The following is a 20,093-nucleotide window of genomic DNA, read 5'->3' as shown; positions in this document are numbered from 1 at the left end:
CGCGGTTCCAAATCATGCAATAGGCCCCCGGCAAGGCCGCTTGCGGCATCCGTTCGATTAGTCTTGGCGGGGACGCCGGGGGTTCGAGGCGCCTCCCGCCTCAAATCAAAAAAATATCAACGCACTCCGTAACTTGCGAATTCCTGAACGATATTCGGGTCCATCGCCTTGGCATTGGCGATGTCGAGCGCTCCTTCCTGGGCCGAGCCGTTACGCTGCTTGGCGATTCCCCGCCCATAGAGCGAGGAGGTCAGGCGCGGGTTGATCTTCAGCGCTGCGTCGAAATCGGCGATGGCGTTCTTGGCTGCCCCGGATTTCAAGTTGACCAGTCCCCGGCTGTCCAGTGCATCGACGAAATTCGGCCGCAGCCGCAGCGCCTCGTTGCAATCCTTCAGCGCACCCTGGAGGTCGCCGACCACGGTGCGGGTCCAACAGCGGTTGTTCAGGGCCTCGACGTCCTTCGAATTGATCCGCAGCGTGTCGTCAAAATCCTTGATGGCGAGGCCAAAAGCCCCCTTGCTGGCATAAACCTGACCGCGCCGGTACAGCGCATTCACGTCGTCCGGATTGGCGGCGATCTTGGCGGTCAGGCTCTTGATGGTGGGGTCGTCGGCCAGCATGGCCTGGCTCGGGCCAGAATCAGTGGTCGGCGCGGTCGCCGTATCAGCCGGTTTGATCGGCGGTAGTGGTGGCGGCGGAGGTGGAGGCGGGGGCAGAGCGGCCTCGACCTGCGGCTTCGGCGATGGGGGTGGTGGTGACGGCGGCGCGGGCGGCGCCGGCGGATTGTTCGCGGCTACGGGCGCCGGCGGCGCGGGCGGAACCGGTGGTGGATTGTTTGCGACCGGCGGCGGTGGTGCGGGGGGCGCGGGCGGTGGCGTCGTCGCCGTTGGACGCGATCCTGTGGCGCCCGGAATGAACGAGAAATCCTCGGCGAGCGAAGAGGAGATCCACGGCACCTGCTCGCCGCGCGAGGCTCGGGTGACGCCCATCTTGGTGCGGTTCAGCGTCTCCTCCGCCATCAGGTCGGGGACGCGGATTTCCTTGAGCAGCTCCTGGACGAACAGGCTGTGGTCGCCGCCGACGTCCGATACCACCGAGGCCAGCGCTGCCGAATACATCACCAGCGTGCCGTTCGGCGCAATGACCGGCGTCAGACCGGCGGAGAAGCTGCGGAACCGGCGCTCGAATGGGTTGCGCCTGCTAGCGTCGATCAGCGCGATCTTGACGCCGGCGCCGCGGGTATTGAGCTCGCCAAGGATGGTTTCGATGCTGAAGCCGTCGCGGCGGACGTCGGATTCGGTCCAGATCTGGGCATCGACCGGGATCATGAAGCTCTGGCGCGCGGACTGGATGCCGAACCCGCTGTAGAACAGCAGCGCCACCGAGCCCGGCTTGATCTTGCCGTAGAGCTTGTCGAAGGCGCGGCGCATGCCGTCGCCGGTCAGGTTTTCGCCGATCTCCACGGAAAAGCCGTCGCGCTTGAGCTCGTCGGCGATATCGCGCGCGTCGTTGAGCGGTTCCTTCAGCGGGGCGTCCGCGTCCGGGTATTTGGCGTTGCCGATGACCAGCGCAAAGCGGTCGCCGGCCGCCAAGGATGGCGCGGTCGGGACAAGCGAGACAAGCAAAGGCAGAAGAAAAAGGAAGCGAATTTTCATAATGAGCGCGGTCCAGCCAAAAAGGCGCCGTTTCCAGCTTGCGCCGCGGCGACCTTAACTTACGCAATGTGCATTATCAAACCGGGGAGAGTTGGCGTCAACCGCTTGGAGATTCGGCACTATCGCGACAATTGATCGCGACGCGCGGGGACGCTGCGAGGGGAATAATTCGGCTGTCACGGTTCTACTCGACACATTAAGTCCGGGGTTCCGGCGGCCATGTTAGGACGGCACTCGCGACGAAGATGTGATTGGTCTCACATTGTGGGCCGGCGTCCGTCGCCACCTGCGGTGTTTGACCTTTGCGGCCGACGATGGCTTGGTGCGCGGGATCGTTCCTTAAGATCCACTCAGAAAAAGCAAAAACCATGGGAAACGCCTACGAAATCTACGCGCTCCGTTATGCGACGATGTCGCCGCGCACCCCCAGCATGAACTTCCTGGCGCCCGACCCGCATGACAGTGCGGCGCAGGATCTTGACTATTTCGTCTGGCTCATCCGCGGCGGTGGCCGCGAGATCCTCGTCGATACCGGTTTCAATGCCGAGGAGGCGAGCTTGCGGGCGCGCAAGCTGACGCTCAATCCGGTCGATGCGCTGGAGCGCTTTGGCGTCACGGCGTCGAGCATTCGCGACATTATCGTGACGCATCTGCATTACGACCACGCCGGCAATCTCGATCGCTTCCCCAACGCGCGCTTCCATCTCCAGGACCGCGAGATGGCTTACGCGACCGGGCGCTGCATGTGCAACGGACTGCTGCGACATCCCTTCTCGGTCGAGCACGTCACGCAGATGGTGCGCCATGTCTATGGTGAGCGCGTCACCTTCTATTCAGGCGATGGCGAGGTTGCGCCCGGCGTCACCGTGCATCGCGTCGGTGGTCACTCCGACGGCTTGCAGGTGGTCAAGGTCGAGACCGCGCGCGGATCGGTGGTGCTGGCGTCCGACGCCGCGCATTTCTACGCCAATCTCCAGCGTAGGAGCCCGTTCCCGATCGTCTACAATGTCGGCGACATGGCGCAGGGTTGGGAGACGATCGAGCGCCTCGCCGGTCATCCCGATCGGTTCATTCCCGGCCACGATCCGATCGTCACAGAGATCTATCCGCGTGCCAGCGACAAGGTCGATGCCTGGGCGCTGCACCTGCCGCCGTCGAGGTCGTTTGCAAAGTGACGGCGGAGGCTAATACGCCTGCTTGGCGTCGGCCTCTTCGCTGGTCTGGATCAGGTCGAGGCTTTGCTCGATCTTGCCGAGCAGTGCCGACAATTGCTTGCGCTCCTGCGCGGAGAGGCAGGCGAGGATCTCGTCTTCCCGCCGCAGCAACTGCGGGAATAGTTCTTCATACAGCGTGCGGCCCTTCTTCGTCAGTTGCAGGCGGAATTCGCGGCGGTCGGCTTCGTTCTCGACGCGCTCGATCAGGCCCTCTTGCAACAGCGTGGTCACCGCGCGGCTGATGGTCGATTTGTGGGTGCGGGTGCATTGCGCGACGTATTGCGCGCTACAGGCATCGTTGCGGAAGCCGAGTGTCGCAATCACGCGCCAGGCCGGAATGTCGAGGCCGTGACGCTCCTGATACTCGACCGCAAGCGCGGAACTCACTTCCGCCGCGAGCCGGTTGAGGCGGAACGGCACGAACTTGAACAAATCGAGCCGCGACTTCGGCCGCGGTGTCGCCTCGCCGGCTTCGCGTGTCTTCAGCGCGATGTCGCTGGATGTCCTCGCCAAGAAGAGCTCTCCGAATTCCAGTTGACGGCCGGCCAGCCCCGGTCCAAAATAGTTGCACGTGAGACTATCTAGCAGATCAGTCCCCTCCTGACCAGAGCCGAGGTTAGCGCATGGCGCAGGCCAAATCCCAGTTCGGCTATCGCCGCCATCCCGATCAGGATCGTCCCGGCCAAAATCCGGCCGGGCATCCCGTGGTGGTGGTTGGCGCGGGCCCGGTCGGGCTGTCGCTGGCGATCGATCTCGCCCAGCGCGGCCAGCGCGTCGTCCTTCTGGATGACGCCGACCGCATTGGCGAGGGCTCGCGCGCGATCTGCTTCTCAAAACGCTCGCTGGAATATTGGGACCGGCTCGGCGTTGGCGACCGTATGGTTGAGAAGGGCGTGGTGTGGAGCGTCGGCCGCATCTTTCATGGCGAGTCGCAGCTCTATCAATTCAATCTGCTTCCCGAGGACGGCCACAAGCGGCCGGCCTTCATCAACCTCCAGCAATATTACGCGGAGGCCTATCTGGTCGATCGCATCAGCGAATTGTCGGAGGTCGACCTGCGTTGGAGCAACAAGGTGACGGCACTGGAGAGTCGCAATGACTCGGTCGCGCTGACCATCGAAACGCCCGAGGGCGCCTATCGCCTGCACGCGCAATACGTCGTTGCCTGCGACGGCGCGCGCTCCTCGCTGCGGCAGATGGTCGGGGCCGACTTTGCCGGCCAGGTGTTCGAGGACCAGTTTTTGATCGCCGACGTCAAGATGACCGCGGAATTCCCGACCGAGCGCTGGTTCTGGTTCGATCCGCCGTTCCATGCCGGGCGTTCGGCGCTGCTGCACCGCCAGCCCGACGACACCTGGCGCATCGACCTTCAGCTCAACCGTTACGCCGATCCAATTGTCGAGAAGAAGCCTGAGAATGTGCGGCCGCGGATCGCGCGCATGCTCGGCCACGACAAGTTCGAGTTCGAGTGGATCTCACTCTACAAATTCCAGTGCCGGCGGATGGATCGCTTCATCCATGGCCGTGTGATTTTTGCCGGCGATTCCGCCCATCAGGTCTCGCCTTTTGGCGCGCGCGGCGCGAACTCGGGTCTGGAGGACGCGGAGAACCTGTCCTGGAAACTCGATCGCGTGCTGCGCGGCAAATCGCCTGCGGGACTGCTCGAGAGCTACCATGTCGAGCGCAGCACGGCCGCCGACGAGAATATCCGCGAATCCACCCGCTCGACCGATTTCATGGCGCCGAACTCGCATCAGGAGGCGCGACTGCGCAAGGCGGTGCTGTCGCTCGCCAAGGAAACCGAGTTCGGCAAGCGCATGGTCAATGGCGGTCGGCTTTCGGTGCCTTGCAGCTACGACACGCCGCTGTCGTCACCCGATGCCGATGCGTGGCGATCTGGGCCACGGCCCGGATGCTCCATGCTGGATGCGCCGACAGCGACGCGCGTAGGCGAGAGTGCCTATCTCACGGACGCCTTCCGCAAGGACGGAACGGATTTTACATTGCTTTCGTTCGGCAATGGCGAGGCGGTTGAAACGCCCGATGGCGTCAGAGATATCCGCATCGGCGGCGAGGGCGGCCTGCGTGATCCCGCGGGCCTTGCCGCAAAGCGCTACGATGCCGAGCCGGGCTCGGCCTATCTGCTCAGGCCCGATGGTTATATCGCAGCTCGCTTCCGTCATCCGACGCATGCGGCGATCGCGACAGCATTATCGCGCGCTCAAGGCTTGAATTGAAGGTGACATATATGCCGCTTTCCACGAGTTCGAATTTCGCGCGGCCCGATGACGCCTTTCGCGCCATTGTCGAGGCGCATCGTGGTCTCACGGACGAACAGAGCGCCGATTTCGACGCGGCGCTGGTTTTGATCCTCGCCAACCATATCGGCGACATCGACGTGCTGCGGGAAGCGATCGTGCTCGCGAAGCGGCGCATGATCGACGGCCAGCAACAACAATAACCCCGTGACCTAAGGACGAACTGATGGCGAAGAACTTCGCATCCACCGGCGACCTCTCCGAGAAGAAGATCACCTTCTCCGAGATCGGCACCGATCTCTATGCCTTCACCGCCGAGGGCGATCCGAACACGGCGATCATCGTCGGCGACGACGGCTGCCTCGTGTTCGACGCGCAGTCGACGCCGGCGATGGCCAACAAGGTGATCGAGCGCGTCCGCACCGTCACCGACAAGCCGATCAAATATGTCGTGCTGTCGCATTATCACGCAGTGCGCGTGTTAGGTGCCTCCGCCTACAAGGCGCAGGGCATCGTGGCCTCGCAGGAGACCTATCGTCTGATCGAGGAGCGTGGCCAGCAGGATTGGGATTCCGAATATGGCCGCTTTCCGCGCCTGTTCCAGGATGCGCAGAGTATTCCCGGCCTGACCTGGCCGACGCTGACCTTCGAAGGCGAGATGTCGATCTATCTGGGCAAGCGCGAGGTGCGCCTGATGCAGTTGGGCGCCGGCCACACCTCCGGCGATATCGTCGCCTGGGTGCCGGATGCCGAAGTCATGTTCTCCGGCGACCTCATCGAATATCACTCGGCCTGCTATTGCGGCGACGCCCACTTGCGCGAATGGCCGCTGACGCTCAACGAGATCCGCAACTTCAATCCCAAGGCAATCGCGCCGGGCCGGGGTGACGCATTGAAGGGGACCGCCACGGTGCGCGAAGCCATCGCGATGACGCGTGACTTCGTCACCTCGCTCTATGGCGCAGCCGAAGTCTCGGTCGCCAAGGGACGCACGCTGAAGGAATCGATGGCCGCGACGCGCGAGGTGATGGATCCGAAATTCCACAGCTTCGCCATCTACGAGCACTGCCTGCCGTTCAATGTGTCGCGCGCCTTTGACGAGGCCTCGGGGATCGACGACCCCGTGATCTGGACCGACAAGCGCGACCAGGAAATGTGGGCGGCTTTGCAAGGAGGAGGATAGTCATGAACATCAATACCTCGCCTGATCAGATCATCCGCAGCTCGGCCCAGGTCACGCCGGGCTACATGTCCGGCTTCGGCAATAGCTTTGAGACCGAAGCTTTGCCGGGCGCGCTGCCGATCGGGCGCAACTCGCCGCAGCGCTGCGCCTATGGTCTCTATGCCGAACAGCTCTCCGGCTCGCCCTTCACAGCGCCGCGCGGCACGAATGAGCGCTCCTGGCTCTATCGCATCCGTCCGTCGGTGAAGCACTCCGGCCGCTTCGAGAAGGCCGATGCCGGCCTGTGGCGCTCGGCGCCGTGCCACGAGAACGATTTGCCGATCGCGCAACTGCGCTGGGACCCGGCGCCAATCCCGAAGGAGGACATGACCTTCCTCGGGGGCGTGCAGACCATGACGACCGCCGGCGACGTCAACACCCAGGCCGGCATGGCCGCGCATGTTTATCTCATCACCAAATCGATGGTGGATCAGCATTTCTACAATGCTGATGGCGAGATGATGTTCGTGCTCCAGCAAGGCAATTTGCGCTTCGTGACCGAGTTCGGTCGCATCGACGCCGAGCCCGCGGAGATCGTGGTGATCCCGCGCGGCGTCAAATTCCGCGTCGAGATTCCGAACGGACCGGCGCGCGGCTATCTCTGCGAAAACTACGGCGGCGCCTTCACGCTGCCGGAGCGCGGGCCGATCGGCGCCAACTGCCTGGCCAACGCGCGCGACTTCCTCACGCCGGTTGCTTGCTACGAGGACAAGGACACGCCGACCGAGCTCTACGTGAAATGGGGTGGCTCGCTGTTCAAGACGCAGCTCGCCCATTCGCCGATCGACGTCGTCGCCTGGCACGGCAATTACGCGCCGTACAAATATGATCTGCGCACGTTCTCCCCCGTAGGCGCGATCGGCTTCGACCATCCCGATCCCTCGATCTTCACGGTGTTGACTTCGCCGTCGGAGACAGCGGGCACCGCGAACATCGACTTCGTGATCTTCCCCGAGCGCTGGTTGGTGGCCGACAACACCTTCCGTCCGCCCTGGTATCATATGAACATCATGAGCGAGTTCATGGGCCTGATCTACGGTGTCTACGACGCCAAGCCGCAGGGTTTTGTGCCCGGCGGGATCTCGCTCCATAACTGCATGCTGCCGCACGGCCCCGATCGCGATGCCTTCGAGCATGCCAGCAATGGCGAGCTGAAGCCGGTGAAGCTGACGGGCACCATGGCCTTCATGTTCGAGACCCGCTACCCGCAACGCGTCACCGCACACGCCGCGACGGCGGCGACGCTTCAGGACAATTACGCGGATTGCTGGACGGGCCTGGAAAAGAGGTTCGATCCGAACCGGCCGTGACGTTCTTCCCCTCTCCCCTTGTGGGAGAGGGTGGCTCGCCGCGCTGCGGCGAGACGGGTGAGGGGTCTGTCTCCGCGAGTAAACCTCTCTCATTCGGACTCGCGGATAGAACCCCTCATCCGGCGCTTCGCGCCACCTTCTCCCACAAGGGGAGAAGGAAAAAAGGACCGAGCGAAAAAGTGACAACCCACCCCAACGACCCCAGCCTCCGCTCCTTCATCGAAATCGATCCCGCCTCCGACTTCCCGATCCAGAACCTGCCCTATGGCGTGTTCTCGACTGCGGCGAATCCGACGCCCCGCGTTGGCGTGGCGATCGGCAATTACGTGCTTGATCTCTGGGAGCTGGAGCAGGACTCCCGGCTCGATGTTGGCCCGCTCGGCGTGTTCTCGTCGCCATCACTCAACCCCTTCATGGCGCTCGGACCAAAAGTCTGGACGAAGACCCGGGCGCGGATCAGCGAGCTGTTGCGTCACGATCATCCGGAGCTGCGCGATAACGAAGAGCTACGCCAGCAGGCGCTGGTGCCGATGCGCGATGCAAGATTGCATCTGCCGTTCGCGGTCTCCGGCTATACCGACTTCTATTCGTCCAAGGAGCACGCCACCAATGTCGGCGTGATGTTCCGCGGCAAGGACAATGCGCTCCAGCCGAACTGGCTCTACATGCCGATCGGCTATAATGGCCGCGCGTCGACCGTAGTGGTGTCCGGCACCAAGGTGAAGCGGCCGCGCGGGCAGTTGAAGCCGCCCTCTGTCGAGGTGCCAAGCTTTGCCGCGTGCAAGCGGCTCGATTTCGAGCTGGAGATGGGCGTCGTGGTCGGCCAGCCCTCAGCCATGGGCGGCATGCTCACCGAACAACAGGCCGAGGAGATGATCTTCGGTTTCGTGCTGCTCAACGACTGGAGCGCGCGCGACATCCAGCAATGGGAATACGTGCCGCTCGGCCCGTTCCTCGCCAAGGCGTTTGCGACCTCGATCAGCCCGTGGGTGGTGACGCGCGAGGCGCTGGAGCCGTTCCGGCTGAAGGGGCCGGAGCAGGAGCCGGCGCCGCTGGATTATCTCAAGCAAGACAAGCCGCAGAACTACAGCGTCGAGCTCGATGTCGCCTTGCGCCCCGGCGGCGCGAATGCGCCTGCGAGCATCAGCCGCACCAATTTCAAATACATGTACTGGTCCTCGGTGCAGCAACTGATGCACCACGCCTCCAGCGGCTGCGCGATGAATGTCGGCGATCTCCTGGGGAGCGGCACCATCTCCGGTCCGGAGAAAAACCAGCGCGGCAGCTTGCTCGAGATCAGTTGGAACGGCACCGAGCCGGTCGAACTGCCCGGCGGCGTCAAGCGTACGTTCCTGGAAGACGGCGACAGTCTCGTCATGCGCGGCTGGTGCCAGGGCAACGGCTACCGCGTCGGCTTCGGCGAGGTCGAGGGGACGATTCTGGCGGCGGAGTAGGTCGCTGCATACGCGCTCTCGTAGGGTGGGCAAAGGCGCATTAGCGCCGTGCCTACCATTCCTCCCCGCGATCGGAGCAGCATGGTGGGCACGCTTCGCTTTGCCCACCCTACGAAGTCACCGCCTCTCCGGCGGCACGTCGCGTATCCCTGCGCAATGCGCCGCGACGTCCTCCGCGCTGTATTTCAAATGCATTCGCTTGTCGGACGGTGCCTGCTTGGTCGTGCACAGGCCTGGCCGCCATTCATGAGTTGGCCTTATCGGACGCGGCGCGAATCCGCCGCCGCAGTTCGGGCAGACGTTGGACAGTTTTGTCTCGACGCAGTCCGTACAGAACGTGCATTCATAGGAGCAGATCCGCGCGTCCGTCGCGTTCGGCGGCAGGTCGCGGTCGCAATATTCGCAGTTCGGTCGAAGCTGGAGGGCCATGGCTGAATCTCCGCAGATTGGCTGGGATCATCGCAGACGACACGTGAAGCGAGAATGCCGTAGTTCCCTCAATTTCAGCCAGGCTTGAGCTCTTTCAGCGGCAGCCGCGAGCTTTCCTTCAGCCGGTCGAGCACGATCGAGGAGCGTACATGCGCCACGCTCTGGTGCGGCATCAGCACATCGTTGACGAGGTTGGAGAGGCCCTTCAGGTCGCGCAGCACGGCCTTCAGCACATAGTCGGCATCGCCGGTGAGCGAGTAGGCCTCCTGGATCTCGTCGATGCGGTTGACCAGCGTGCGGAAGCGCTTGGAATTGTCCGGCGAGTGGGTCGCGAGCCCGACCTGGATGAAGGCGATCACGCCGAAGCCGAGCGCCTCGCTGGAGAGATCGGCGTGATAGCCTGATATCACCTTCTCCTCCTCCAGCCGCATCCGCCGCCGCGAGCATTGCGAGGCTGACAGCCCCGCGAGATCAGCCAGCTCCTGGTTGGTGAGGCGGCCGTCGTCCTGGAGCGCACCCAGAATCTTGAGGTCAAACGCGTCTACCGAAATCATGCGTCATTCGTCCAACTTATGCACAGATCGTGCATAGGATAGCGAAATAACGTCCCGTTTGCACGCTCCTTGCGCGCCCGATGAAGGATAGTTCAAGGCAGCATCAATTTGGGAGAGCACCATGGGTCCGTTTCCGCACGACGCGCCGCCGGCCACCATCACCGCTGACAACCCGATGGGTACTGACGGGTTCGAGTTCGTCGAATATGCGCACCCCGATCCGGACCAGCTGCACGCGCTGTTCAAGCTGATGGGCTATGCGCCCGTCGCGCGCCACAAAGCGAAAAAGATTACGGTCTATCGCCAGGGCGACATCAATTATCTCGTCAACGAGGAGCCCGGCACTCACGGTTTCGACTTCGTTGCCGCGCATGGCCCCTGCGCGCCGGCGATGGCGTTCCGCGTTGTCGATGCCAAGGCGGCCTATGAGCGCGCGATAGCGCTCGGCGCCGAACCGGCGGACGTGTCATCCGCGCAGAAGACGCTCGACGTGCCCGCTATCAAGGGCATCGGCGGCAGCCTGCTCTATTTCGTCGATCGTTATGGCGCCAAGGGCTCGGCCTATGAGGCCGAGTTCGAATGGCTGGGCGCGCGCGATCCGCGGCCCAATGGTGCCGGCCTGTTCTATCTCGATCACCTCACCCACAACGTCCATCGCGGCCGCATGGACGTCTGGACCGGCTTCTACAAAAAGCTGTTCAACTTCCGCCAGATCCGTTTCTTCGACATCGAGGGTCGCGCCTCAGGCCTGTTCTCGCGCGCGCTGACCAGCCCGGACGGCAAGATCCGGATCCCGATCAACGAGGACGCCGGCGATTCCGGCCAGATCGAGGAATATCTGAATATCTATCGCGGCGAAGGTATCCAGCACATCGCCTGCGGCTGCCGCGACATCCACCAGACCATCGAAGGCCTGCGCGAGGCTGGTCTTCCGTTCATGCCGGCGCCGCCCGAGACCTATTTCGAGCGGATCGATGCGCGCCTGCCCAAGCACGGCGAGGACGTCGCGCGGCTCAAGGTCAACGGCATCCTGATCGACGGCGAAGGTGTGGTCGACGGTGGTCAGACCAAGGTGCTGCTCCAGATATTCTCCGCCAATGCGATCGGCCCGATCTTCTTCGAGTTCATCCAGCGCAAGGGCGATGACGGCTTTGGCGAGGGCAATTTCAAGGCGCTGTTTGAATCGATCGAGGAGGATCAGATCCGGCGCGGGGTGCTGAAGGTGGGGAACGCGGCCTAATTGCTGTTTCAGACACACGGCCACGTCAGACAGATCTGACGTGGCCCCGTCTTGTCGCTGTTAACTCGATGCCCCGGCCAAGGCCGTGCCCGAAGACGAGGTCTCTTGCTTGCGATTGAGCTCCTCGGGGATGCGGATCGCCAACGTGGCGAGCAGGCTGATGATGCTCATGATGATGACATACCAGATCCACGACAGCTTATCGCCGGTCGCCCCGATGATCCATGTGAACACGAGCTGCGCGGTGCCGCCGAAGATGGTCACGCCCAGCGCATAGGCGATGGACAATCCTGCGGTGCGAACGATGGCCGGGAAGATCATCGGGATCAGGATGATGCCGGCACCGGAGGCCATCGCGTGAAACGCGATCAACGTCGCCGATGTGATCACCAGCACCAGCGGCGACCCCGACGACACGACCAGGAGCAGCGCGGGATAAAGCAGCAGCGTCACGATGATGCGCGGGACGATGGCAACCGTTTTCAAGCCGTATCTGTCCGCCAGCGCGCCTCCGACCAGTGCGAAGATCGTTCCGCTGATGAAGGTGGCGAAGCTGGTCGCCATCGACCAGCTCTGGCTGTAATGCAGCGTGTTGATTGCGTAGGTGGTCGTGTAGAGAAAGAAGTACTGCGTGATGGTCCCGCCCGAGATCAGCAGGATACAGAGCAGAACTTTCGACCAATGGTTCGCCAGGATATCGGAGAGGACGCCGCCGATGCTGTCATGGGCTTCCTCGGTATCCAGGGTCTCATCAAGGTTACGCCGGATGAAATAGCCAACCGGCGCGATCAGGATCCCAAGCAGGAACGGTACCCTCCAGCCCCAGCTATCGGTGGCGCCGGGGGTGATCAGGAGCGCCAGCAGAAGGCCGACGAGGCCCGAAAAAAGGCTGCCCATGTTCTGGCTGGCGAGCTGCCAGCTGCCGAAAAAGCCTTTCCGGTGCGCCGGCGCGCTCTCCAGCAGATAGGTCGTGGCCGGCCCCATTTCGCCGCCGGCCGAAAAGCCCTGCAACAGCCGCGCGAGCACCAGCAGCACGGGCGCAAGCGTACCGATTTGATCATAGGTCGGCAGCAAGCCGATCATGCCGCTGCCCAGCGCCATCATCCAGATCGTCAGGGTCATGGCCGGCCTGCGGCCGAACCGATCGGCATAGGCCCCAATGAGAACGCCGCCGAGTGGCCGCGCCACGAAGCCGACGCCGAAGGTCGCCACCGCGAGCAACAGGCTGGTGTTCGGATTGTCTGTCGGAAAGAACGCCTTGGCGAGCCAGGTGGCGAAGGCCGCGTAGACCGTGAAATCGTAGAATTCCAGCGCGTTCCCGAGAATGGCCGCGCCGACGCGCATGGCTTGAGAAGGACGCGGTCGATCGGTCTGGCTCATCGGTAGCACCTTGTGTCACTCGTGTGACACGACAACTGACGCAAGAGTGCACCGCTTGCAAGAACCTCAGACCGGATTTCCCCGCATGGCCGGGTTGTCAGCGGGCCTTCCACGCGCTCGTCACGGCTCCGATCTCCGCTCCCTCCGGCTCGCGAACCGCCGACGGCGTGCGTGAAAACCTTGGTGCAGGCCCCGGCTGCTTCACGCCATGGCGCTCGACGAACACATTGCGCGCGAGCATGTGCGGATGCTCGGTCGCTTCCGACATGGTCAGCACCGGTGCGAAGCAGATGTCGGAGCCTTCCATGATCTTGCACCAGTCTTCGCGCGTCTTGCTCTTGAAGACGGCTTGCAGCTTCTGCTTGAGCGCGGGCCAGGCCTTGCGGTCCATCTGCGCGTCGAAATCGATATCGGTCAGGCCCGCGTGCTCGCGCAGCAGGGCGTAGAACTGCGGCTCGATCGAGCCGATCGAGACGAAATGGCCGCAGGCGCATTCGTAGACGCCGTAGAAATGCGCGCCGCCGTCGAGGAAATTCTGGTTCCGGCCTTCGGTCCAGCGGCCGAGCGTGGTCATGTCGAAGAAGAACGACATCAGTGATGCCGCGCCGTCGCACATCGCGGCGTCGACCACCTGACCCTTGCCGGACTTTGATGCTTCCAGCAGCGCCGCGAGCACGCCGACGACGAGATAGAGCGCGCCGCCGCCGAAATCGCCGACGAGGTTGAGCGGCGGCACCGGCGCTTCCTTGGTGCCGATCGCGGCGAGCGCACCGGTGATGGAGATGTAATTGATGTCGTGGCCTGCGGCGTTGGCGAGCGGACCTTCCTGGCCCCAGCCGGTCATGCGGCCGTAGACGAGCTTCGGGTTGCGCGCGAGCACGGCATCGGGGCCGAGCCCGAGCCGCTCCATCACGCCGGGGCGAAAGCCTTCGACCAGCGCGTCGGCGTTCGCAAGCAGGTCGAGCACCTTGGCAATCGCTGCCTTGTCCTTGAGGTCGAGCTCGATCACCTTGCGGCCGCGGCCTGCCACCGACTTCATGCTCTTCTTCGCGCCGACCCGGTCGAGCGTGACGACGTCGGCGCCCATGTCGGCCAGCATCATGCAGGCGAACGGGCCGGGTCCGATGCCGGCGAATTCGACGATGCGGAAGCCTGACAGCGGGCCGGAGGTGCGGACGGAGGTGGTGGGGGCTGGTTTATCGAGCACGTTGTTGTTTCCTCGGGTCGCGGGCGGATGCCGATGGTCCGGCAAGCCCGGGACGTTCCTCTGTGGGGCGAGTTAATTGGCTGATTAACTTTTCTCGCCTTCAAGCCAGCGAGGCAAGCGGTTTTCATGCCGCATGGCCAAAATAAAAGCGGCGCGCATTGCTGCGCGCCGCGGAAGATTTGTGTTGAGGCGCTATCAGCCCGCGGCAGCCACTGCGCGCTGTGCCATCACCTTGATGAGGTTGGCGCGATACTCCGCTGTGCCGTGGATATCGGCCAGCAGATTGCTCGCCGAAATGCTCACGCTGTCGATTGCCGACGGCGACCAGTTCGCCTTCAGCGCGGCCTCGATCGGGGCGACCCGCATCACGCCGCTTTGCGAGGCGCCGGTGGCGGCGACGCGAATCTCGCCCGATTTCGTCTGGGCGACGAAGACAGCGGTGAGCGCGAAGCGCGAGGCCGGGTGCCGCATTTTTGCGTAGCCTGCCTTTGCCGGAACAGGGAACGACACCGCCGTGATGATCTCGCCGTCTTCGAGAGCGGTCGTGAACAGGCCCTTGAAGAAATCCTCCGCCGAAATCGACCGCTTGTTGGTCTTCACGGTGGCGCCGAGCGCCAGCAGCGCGGCCGGATAATCAGCGGCCGGATCGTTGTTGGCGATCGAGCCGCCGATCGTACCGCGATAGCGCACCGCGGGGTCGCCGAGCACCGAGGTGAGATAGGCAATCGCGGGGATTGCCTTCTTCACGTCGGCATTCTGCATGATGTCGAAATAGGTCGTGCCGGCCTTGATGGTCAGCACGTCGCCTGACAGCTCGACGCCCTGCAGCTCCTTGATCTTGCCGAGGTCGATCACATCCGAGGGGGCGGCGAGGCGCTGCTTCATGACTGGCAGCAGCGTCTGGCCGCCGGCCAGGAATTTCGCCTCGGTCCCCTTGGCAAACAGGCTGGCGGCCTCGTCGACCGAAGAAGCGCGATGATAAATGGTCTGGTACATTCTTTCTGCTCCTCTCAGGCCGCGTGGATCGTGCGCCACACCCGATCCGGGGTTGCGGGCATTTCAAGATTGTTCTTGCCGATCGCATCCGTGATCGCGTTGATCACGGCCGCAGAGGCGCCGATTGCGCCGGCCTCACCGCAACCCTTGATGCCGAGCGGATTGCCCGGGCACAGCGTCGTGGTGTGGGAGAGGTTGAACGACGGTAGATCGTCGGCGCGCGGCATGGAGTAATCCATGAACGAGGCCGTGACCGGCTGGCCGTTGGCATCGTAGATCGCATGTTCGAGCAGCGCCTGGCCGATGCCCTGGGCGAGGCCGCCATGGACCTGGCCTTCGACGATCATCGGGTTGATCAGCCGGCCGAAATCGTCGGCTGCGACGAAGTTGACGAAGGAGGTCTTGCCGGTGCCGGCATCGACCTCGAGTTCGCAGATATAGGAGCCGGCCGGGAAGGTGAAGTTGGTCGGGTCGTAGAAGGCGCTTTCCTTCAGGCCCGGCTCCATCCCGTCAGGCAGATTGTGGGCGGTGTAGGCCGCGAGCGCGACCATCGGCAGCGCGATCGCCTTGTCGGTGCCGGTGACCTTGAACTCGCCGTTCTCGATGACGATGTCGGCCTCGGAAGCTTCCAGCGCATGCGCTGCAATCTTCTTGGCCTTTGCCTCCATCTTCTCCATCGCCTTCAGGATCGCGGTGAGACCGACGGCCGCGGAGCGCGAGCCGTAGGTGCCCATGCCGAACTGCACCTTGTCGGTGTCGCCATGGACGATCGAGACTTGGCTGATGGGAATGCCGAGGCGCTCCGACACGAGCTGGCAGAACGTGGTCTCGTGACCCTGGCCGTGGCTGTGCGAGCCCGTGAGGATCTCGATGGTGCCGACCGGGTTGACGCGGACCTCGGCTGATTCCCACAAGCCGACGCCGGCACCGAGACTGCCGACCGCCTTTGACGGCGCGATGCCGCAGGCTTCGATGTAGCAGGACACGCCGATGCCGCGCAGCTTGCCGTCGGCTTTGGCCTTCGCCTTGCGTCCGGCAAAGCCGGCATAGTCGATCGCCTTCATTGCGGCGTCGAGCGAGGCATTAAAGTCGCCGGTGTCATAGGCCATGATCACGGGCGTCTGGTGCGGGAACTGGGTGATGAAATTGGTCCGGCGCAGTGCTGCCGGATCCACCTTCAACTGCCGCGCCGCCGTCTCCATCAGCCGTTCGATCAGATAGCTTGCCTCAGGCCGGCCCGCGCCGCGATAGGCATCGACCGGCGTGGTGTTGGTATAGACCCCGATCACCTCGGCATGGATCGCCGGGATGTTGTACTGGCCAGACAGCAGCGTCGCGTAGAGATAGGTCGGCACTGACGACGAGAACAGCGACATGTAGGCGCCGAAATTGGCGTAGGTCTTCACCTTCAACCCGATGATCTTGTTGTTGGCGTCGAACGCCATCTCGGCCTGGGTGACATGGTCACGGCCATGCGCGTCGGTGAGGAAGGCCTCGGTGCGATCGCCGGTCCATTTCACCGGACGGCCGACCTTCTTCGATGCCCATAGCGCGACCATCTCCTCCGGATAGATGAAGATTTTCGAGCCAAAACCGCCGCCGACGTCGGGCGCGATCACGCGCAGCTTGTGCTCGGGGGCGATGTTGTAGAACGCCGACAGCACCAGGCGGGCAACGTGCGGGTTCTGCGAGGTCGTATAGAGCGTGAAATGCTCCTCCGCCTCATCGTAATCGGCGATCGCCGCGCGCGGCTCCATCGCGTTGGGCGCGAGCCGGTTGTTGGTGACGTCGAGTTTCACGACATTGGCGGCCTTGGCGAAGGCGGTATCCGTCGCGCCCTCGTCGCCGATCACCCAGTCATAGACCTGGTTGCCGGGGGCCTCGGGATGAAGCTGCGGTGCGCCGGCCTTGATCGCGGTGTGAACGTCGGCAACCGCCGGCAGCTCTTCATAATCGACGACCACGGCTTCGGCCGCGTCGCGCGCCAAATTCTTCGTCTCGGCGATCACGACCGCGACGGCCTGTCCGACGAAGCGCACCGTCTCCGGCGCCATCGCCGGCCATGCGCCCATCTTCATCGGGCTGCCGTCCTTGGAGGTGATGGCCCAGCCGCAGATGAGGTTGCCGACCTTGTCGTCGACGATCTGCTGTCCGGTAAGAACTGCGACCACACCCGGCATTTTCAATGCAGCGGAGGAGTCGATCCCCTTCACCTTGGCGTGCGCGTGCGGGCTTCTGATGAAATGGGCATGGGTCATACCCAGCAATTTGATGTCGTCGACGTAGCGGCCCTTGCCGGTAATGAAACGCTTGTCTTCCTTGCGCACGACGCGCGCGCCGATGCCTTCAACACCCATAGTCTGGTCCTCCCGACCGGAGATTGTTGTCCTGCGCTTTCCATCGAAAGCCGCAGTGTTGGTTCTTCTTTCGAGGCGCGCCGCTTTACTCGGCCGCCTGCGAGACCTTCATGCGTCCGGCTGCATCGAGCACGGCTTTGACGATGTTGTGGTAGCCGGTGCAGCGGCAGATGTTGCCTTCAAGCTCGTGGCGGACGGTCGGCTCGTCGAGCTCGCCACCATGGCGGTGCACGATGTCGATCGCCGACATGATCATGCCCGGCGTGCAATAGCCGCACTGGAGGCCGTGATTGTCGCGGAAGGCGGCCTGCATCGGGTGCAGCTCGTCGCCCTTGGCGATGCCTTCGATGGTGGTGATAGTGGCGCCGTCGGCCTGTCCCACCAGCATGGTGCAGGATTTCACCGCCTTGCCGTCCATATGCACGACGCAGGCGCCGCACTGGCTGGTGTCGCAGCCGACATGGGTTCCGGTGAGGTTGAGGTGGTCGCGCAGGAGCTGGACCAGCAGCGTGCGGTCCTCGACGTCGACGGCAACGGCCTTGCCGTTCACCGTCAGTTTGACTGTAGACACGGAACATACCTCCCGGGATTGATTTTGATTGTTTCTAATTAGAGACCGCTGCCCCCGGGCTTGGCAACTAGGATTTTGGTCGCCCAGGTCCTGTCCAGTCGGCCTTTGGCCGACAAAGCCCAGGATTGCGCGGGCGTGACGAATTTACCGCCCTTTATTCATTCTGCCCTAGTTTTGCGCTTTCGGGGTCTGGAGGCGGGGCGCTTCCGGACGACGGCTGAATAGTAAATGGGGGTTGGAATGTCCGGGCGTACCGCGTCGCCGTCGAAGCGCAGCATATTTCCGACCCTCAGGTTCCGCGCCAAGATCATCCTCGGCTTCGCCGCCGTGCTGGTGATCTCCGCCGGCAGCATGGCTTTCGCCTATTTCGGCTTCGAGCGGGTCTCATCCGGCGTCGGATCCTACCGCACCAGCGTCTCGGAAGCCGATCTCGCCCGCAATATCGACCGCGAACTGCTCGCCTATCGTTCGGCCGTCAAATATTTCGTCGTCACCGGCAAGGAAGATGACGCCAAGGCCGCGCTGGACACTGAGGCCAACCTGAAGAGTGCCATCGACCTGGCCCTCAAGAGCGCCAAGACACCGGCGCGGCAGGACAGCCTCGACAAGCTCGCCAAGGAGTTTGCGAATTTCTCCGCGACCTTCGCCAAGGTCCTCCAGGCCAAGCGTGACAGCACGCTGCTGGTGCAGAACCAGCTCTCGCGCCAAGCCAATCTGCTGAAGTACAAGCTCGATGACATCGGCAACAATGCCTCCGATGCCGAGGCACAGTCGATCGAGTTCGGCACCAAGCAGGTCAACGCGCAGTTCCAGACCGCAAGCGCGGCGGCGACCAATTTCGTGCTGACATCCGACCAGGCGATCGCGACCAGTGCGCTGGCCCGGCTGAAATTCGTCGAGAATTCGCTCAGCGCAGTCTATTCCATGGACGAAAAGATCGTCGCCGGCCTGAAGGACGCCAAGACGATCCTCGTCGCCTATCGCGAAGCGCTGGAAAAGCTGATCGCCAACGCCAAGATGGTCGACGATCTCGTCACAGAGATGAGCGGCTCGGCAGGCGCGATTCTTCGGGGCGCCTCTGCCATGAAGGCGGATCTCGTCGCCGAACAGCAGCGGCTGGATTCGGAGTCCGAAGCGACCATCGGGAAGACCGAGGAATTGGTGTTGATGCTCGCCGTCGGCGGCACGCTGCTCGGTGCCGTCCTTGCCTTCCTGCTCGGCACCGGCATCTCGCGTCCGATGATTGCGATGTGCAAGGCGATGCGGGAGCTTGCCTCCGGCAATTTCGACGTCGTGCTGCCGGGCCTGGGCCGCAAGGACGAGATCGGCGAGATGGCCGGCGCGGTCGAAGAGTTCAAGGTGCAGGCAGTGGCCAAGGCCGAGCGCGATGCCGCGGCCAGCGAAGCCCAAAACAAGGAACTGGCCACGGCGCGTCGCTCCGAGCTGATCCGTTTTGCCGATGATTTCGAGAGCGCGGTCGGCGCCATCGTGTCCAACGTTTCGGCCTCCGCCGTGCAGCTCGAATCGTCAGCCTCAACGCTGACCCGTACCGCCGAGACCACGCAGACCCTGTCGAGCCAGGTCGCCGGCGTCTCCGAACAGGCCTCGAGCAACATGCAGTCGGTCGCGACCGCCACCGAGGAGCTCTCGGCTTCCGTCGAGGAGATCGGCCGTCAGGTCCGCGACTCCAGCCGCATTGCGGAAGCCGCCGTTGTGCAGGCGAAGGAAACCGATGGCCGGATCGGGAAACTCTCGCATGCCGCGCAGCAGATCGGCGAAGTCGTCAAACTGATCACGGCGATCGCCGAGCAGACCAACCTTCTCGCGCTGAACGCGACCATCGAAGCGGCGCGCGCCGGTGAAGCCGGCCGCGGCTTTGCGGTGGTTGCGAGCGAAGTGAAGTCGCTGGCGAGCCAGACCGCGAAGGCGACTGATGAGATTTCGTCGCACATCACGGGCATGCAGGGTGCGACTGCGGAGTCGGTTGCCGCGATCAAGGAGATTGGCGCGACCATCGGCCAGATATCTTCGATCTCGACGTCGATCGCGAGCGCCGTGGAGCAGCAGGGCGCCGCGACCCAGGAGATTGCACGCAGCGTTCAGACCGTCGCGCAAGGCACCCAGACCGCCGCCACCGACATCGGCCAGGTCAACCGCGGCGCCGCCGAGACCGGCTCGGCCTCGGAAGAGGTGCTGAACTCGGCGAAAACACTGTCGTCCGAAAGCACCCGCCTCCGCGCCGAGCT

General features: G+C 63.4%; 17 protein-coding genes. 8 read left to right on the top strand and 9 right to left on the bottom strand.

Features of this window, described 5'->3' with window-relative positions; translation table 11 throughout:
• Positions 1-116: 116 nt before the first annotated feature.
• Positions 117-1,655, bottom strand: a complete 1,539-nt coding sequence (locus tag UP06_RS26630; RefSeq protein WP_045006650.1) for a caspase family protein — start codon at positions 1,653-1,655, stop codon at positions 117-119.
• 368 nt (positions 1,656-2,023) lie between these two features.
• Here UP06_RS26630 and UP06_RS26625 point away from each other — a divergent pair, with 368 nt between their 5' ends.
• The gene (locus tag UP06_RS26625; protein WP_045006649.1) at positions 2,024-2,830 is read left to right on the top strand and encodes an N-acyl homoserine lactonase family protein; all 807 of its coding nucleotides are present in this window, start codon (positions 2,024-2,026) and stop codon (positions 2,828-2,830) included.
• Between the two features lie 9 nt (positions 2,831-2,839).
• On the opposite strand, the gene UP06_RS26620 is transcribed toward UP06_RS26625, so the two are convergent.
• The gene (locus tag UP06_RS26620; RefSeq protein WP_045006648.1) at positions 2,840-3,382 is read right to left on the bottom strand and encodes a MarR family winged helix-turn-helix transcriptional regulator; all 543 of its coding nucleotides are present in this window, start codon (positions 3,380-3,382) and stop codon (positions 2,840-2,842) included.
• Between the two features lie 110 nt (positions 3,383-3,492).
• Here UP06_RS26620 and UP06_RS26615 point away from each other — a divergent pair, with 110 nt between their 5' ends.
• From UP06_RS26615 to fahA, 5 genes are all read left to right on the top strand, one after another.
• Positions 3,493-5,106, top strand: a complete 1,614-nt coding sequence (locus tag UP06_RS26615) for an FAD-dependent oxidoreductase (RefSeq protein WP_045006647.1) — start codon at positions 3,493-3,495, stop codon at positions 5,104-5,106.
• A gap of 11 nt (positions 5,107-5,117) precedes the next feature.
• A complete protein-coding gene (locus tag UP06_RS26610; RefSeq protein ID WP_045006657.1) occupies positions 5,118-5,330 on the top strand; it encodes a DUF2783 domain-containing protein in 213 nt (70 codons plus the stop codon).
• A 23-nt stretch (positions 5,331-5,353) separates the two neighbouring features.
• A complete protein-coding gene (locus tag UP06_RS26605) occupies positions 5,354-6,310 on the top strand; it encodes an MBL fold metallo-hydrolase (RefSeq protein ID WP_045006646.1) in 957 nt (318 codons plus the stop codon).
• A gap of 2 nt (positions 6,311-6,312) precedes the next feature.
• On the top strand, positions 6,313-7,659 hold the full coding sequence (gene hmgA / locus UP06_RS26600; protein ID WP_045006645.1) for a homogentisate 1,2-dioxygenase: 1,347 nt from the start codon (positions 6,313-6,315) through the stop codon (positions 7,657-7,659).
• Between the two features lie 179 nt (positions 7,660-7,838).
• Complete coding sequence (gene fahA, locus UP06_RS26595) at positions 7,839-9,113, top strand: fumarylacetoacetase (protein WP_045006644.1); 1,275 nt, start codon at positions 7,839-7,841, stop codon at positions 9,111-9,113.
• A gap of 117 nt (positions 9,114-9,230) precedes the next feature.
• On the opposite strand, the gene UP06_RS26590 is transcribed toward fahA, so the two are convergent.
• Together UP06_RS26590 and UP06_RS26585 are read right to left on the bottom strand one after the other, a co-directional pair.
• Positions 9,231-9,542, bottom strand: coding sequence for a DUF1272 domain-containing protein (locus UP06_RS26590; protein WP_045006643.1), 312 nt, complete (start codon positions 9,540-9,542; stop codon positions 9,231-9,233).
• A 74-nt stretch (positions 9,543-9,616) separates the two neighbouring features.
• A complete protein-coding gene (locus UP06_RS26585) occupies positions 9,617-10,096 on the bottom strand; it encodes an Lrp/AsnC family transcriptional regulator (RefSeq protein ID WP_045006642.1) in 480 nt (159 codons plus the stop codon).
• A gap of 121 nt (positions 10,097-10,217) precedes the next feature.
• Here UP06_RS26585 and hppD point away from each other — a divergent pair, with 121 nt between their 5' ends.
• Positions 10,218-11,336, top strand: coding sequence for a 4-hydroxyphenylpyruvate dioxygenase (gene hppD, locus UP06_RS26580; protein WP_045006641.1), 1,119 nt, complete (start codon positions 10,218-10,220; stop codon positions 11,334-11,336).
• A 60-nt stretch (positions 11,337-11,396) separates the two neighbouring features.
• Here hppD and UP06_RS26575 read toward each other — a convergent pair whose 3' ends face one another.
• The 5 genes from UP06_RS26575 to UP06_RS26555 all read right to left on the bottom strand — a co-directional run bounded on the left by UP06_RS26575 (position 11,397) and on the right by UP06_RS26555 (position 17,847).
• Positions 11,397-12,716, bottom strand: coding sequence for an MFS transporter (locus tag UP06_RS26575; RefSeq protein WP_082081620.1), 1,320 nt, complete (start codon positions 12,714-12,716; stop codon positions 11,397-11,399).
• Positions 12,717-12,813: 97 nt separating this feature from the next.
• A complete protein-coding gene (locus tag UP06_RS26570) occupies positions 12,814-13,923 on the bottom strand; it encodes a CaiB/BaiF CoA transferase family protein (protein WP_045006655.1) in 1,110 nt (369 codons plus the stop codon).
• A gap of 195 nt (positions 13,924-14,118) precedes the next feature.
• Positions 14,119-14,919, bottom strand: coding sequence for an FAD binding domain-containing protein (locus UP06_RS26565; RefSeq protein WP_045006640.1), 801 nt, complete (start codon positions 14,917-14,919; stop codon positions 14,119-14,121).
• 14 nt (positions 14,920-14,933) lie between these two features.
• Positions 14,934-17,276: a xanthine dehydrogenase family protein molybdopterin-binding subunit gene (locus UP06_RS26560; RefSeq protein ID WP_045006639.1), complete on the bottom strand. Its 2,343-nt coding sequence runs from the start codon at positions 17,274-17,276 to the stop codon at positions 14,934-14,936.
• A gap of 85 nt (positions 17,277-17,361) precedes the next feature.
• On the bottom strand, positions 17,362-17,847 hold the full coding sequence (locus UP06_RS26555; RefSeq protein WP_045006638.1) for a (2Fe-2S)-binding protein: 486 nt from the start codon (positions 17,845-17,847) through the stop codon (positions 17,362-17,364).
• Positions 17,848-18,087: 240 nt separating this feature from the next.
• On the opposite strand from UP06_RS26555, the gene UP06_RS26550 reads away from it, so the two are divergent.
• On the top strand, positions 18,088-20,093 hold a 2,006-nt coding region (locus UP06_RS26550), incomplete at its 3' end, for a methyl-accepting chemotaxis protein (RefSeq protein WP_045006637.1).

It is taken from the genome of Bradyrhizobium sp. LTSP857, assembly GCF_000938285.1.
Classification (GTDB): Bacteria; Pseudomonadota; Alphaproteobacteria; order Rhizobiales; family Xanthobacteraceae; genus Bradyrhizobium.
Note: the sequence above shows the minus strand (reverse complement) of the source record. Positions and strands in the feature narration are given on the sequence as shown.

Coding starts and splice junctions, on each gene's coding strand:
- UP06_RS26630 (WP_045006650.1), bottom strand. CDS start 1,655: ATGAAAATTCGCTTCCTTTTTCTTCTGCCTTTGCTTGTCTCGCTTGTC.
- UP06_RS26625 (WP_045006649.1), top strand. CDS start 2,024: ATGGGAAACGCCTACGAAATCTACGCGCTCCGTTATGCGACGATGTCG.
- UP06_RS26615 (WP_045006647.1), top strand. CDS start 3,493: ATGGCGCAGGCCAAATCCCAGTTCGGCTATCGCCGCCATCCCGATCAG.
- UP06_RS26610 (WP_045006657.1), top strand. CDS start 5,118: ATGCCGCTTTCCACGAGTTCGAATTTCGCGCGGCCCGATGACGCCTTT.
- UP06_RS26605 (WP_045006646.1), top strand. CDS start 5,354: ATGGCGAAGAACTTCGCATCCACCGGCGACCTCTCCGAGAAGAAGATC.
- hmgA (WP_045006645.1), top strand. CDS start 6,313: ATGAACATCAATACCTCGCCTGATCAGATCATCCGCAGCTCGGCCCAG.
- UP06_RS26590 (WP_045006643.1), bottom strand. CDS start 9,542: ATGGCCCTCCAGCTTCGACCGAACTGCGAATATTGCGACCGCGACCTG.
- UP06_RS26585 (WP_045006642.1), bottom strand. CDS start 10,096: ATGATTTCGGTAGACGCGTTTGACCTCAAGATTCTGGGTGCGCTCCAG.
- hppD (WP_045006641.1), top strand. CDS start 10,218: ATGGGTCCGTTTCCGCACGACGCGCCGCCGGCCACCATCACCGCTGAC.
- UP06_RS26575 (WP_082081620.1), bottom strand. CDS start 12,716: ATGAGCCAGACCGATCGACCGCGTCCTTCTCAAGCCATGCGCGTCGGC.
- UP06_RS26565 (WP_045006640.1), bottom strand. CDS start 14,919: ATGTACCAGACCATTTATCATCGCGCTTCTTCGGTCGACGAGGCCGCC.
- UP06_RS26560 (WP_045006639.1), bottom strand. CDS start 17,276: ATGGGTGTTGAAGGCATCGGCGCGCGCGTCGTGCGCAAGGAAGACAAG.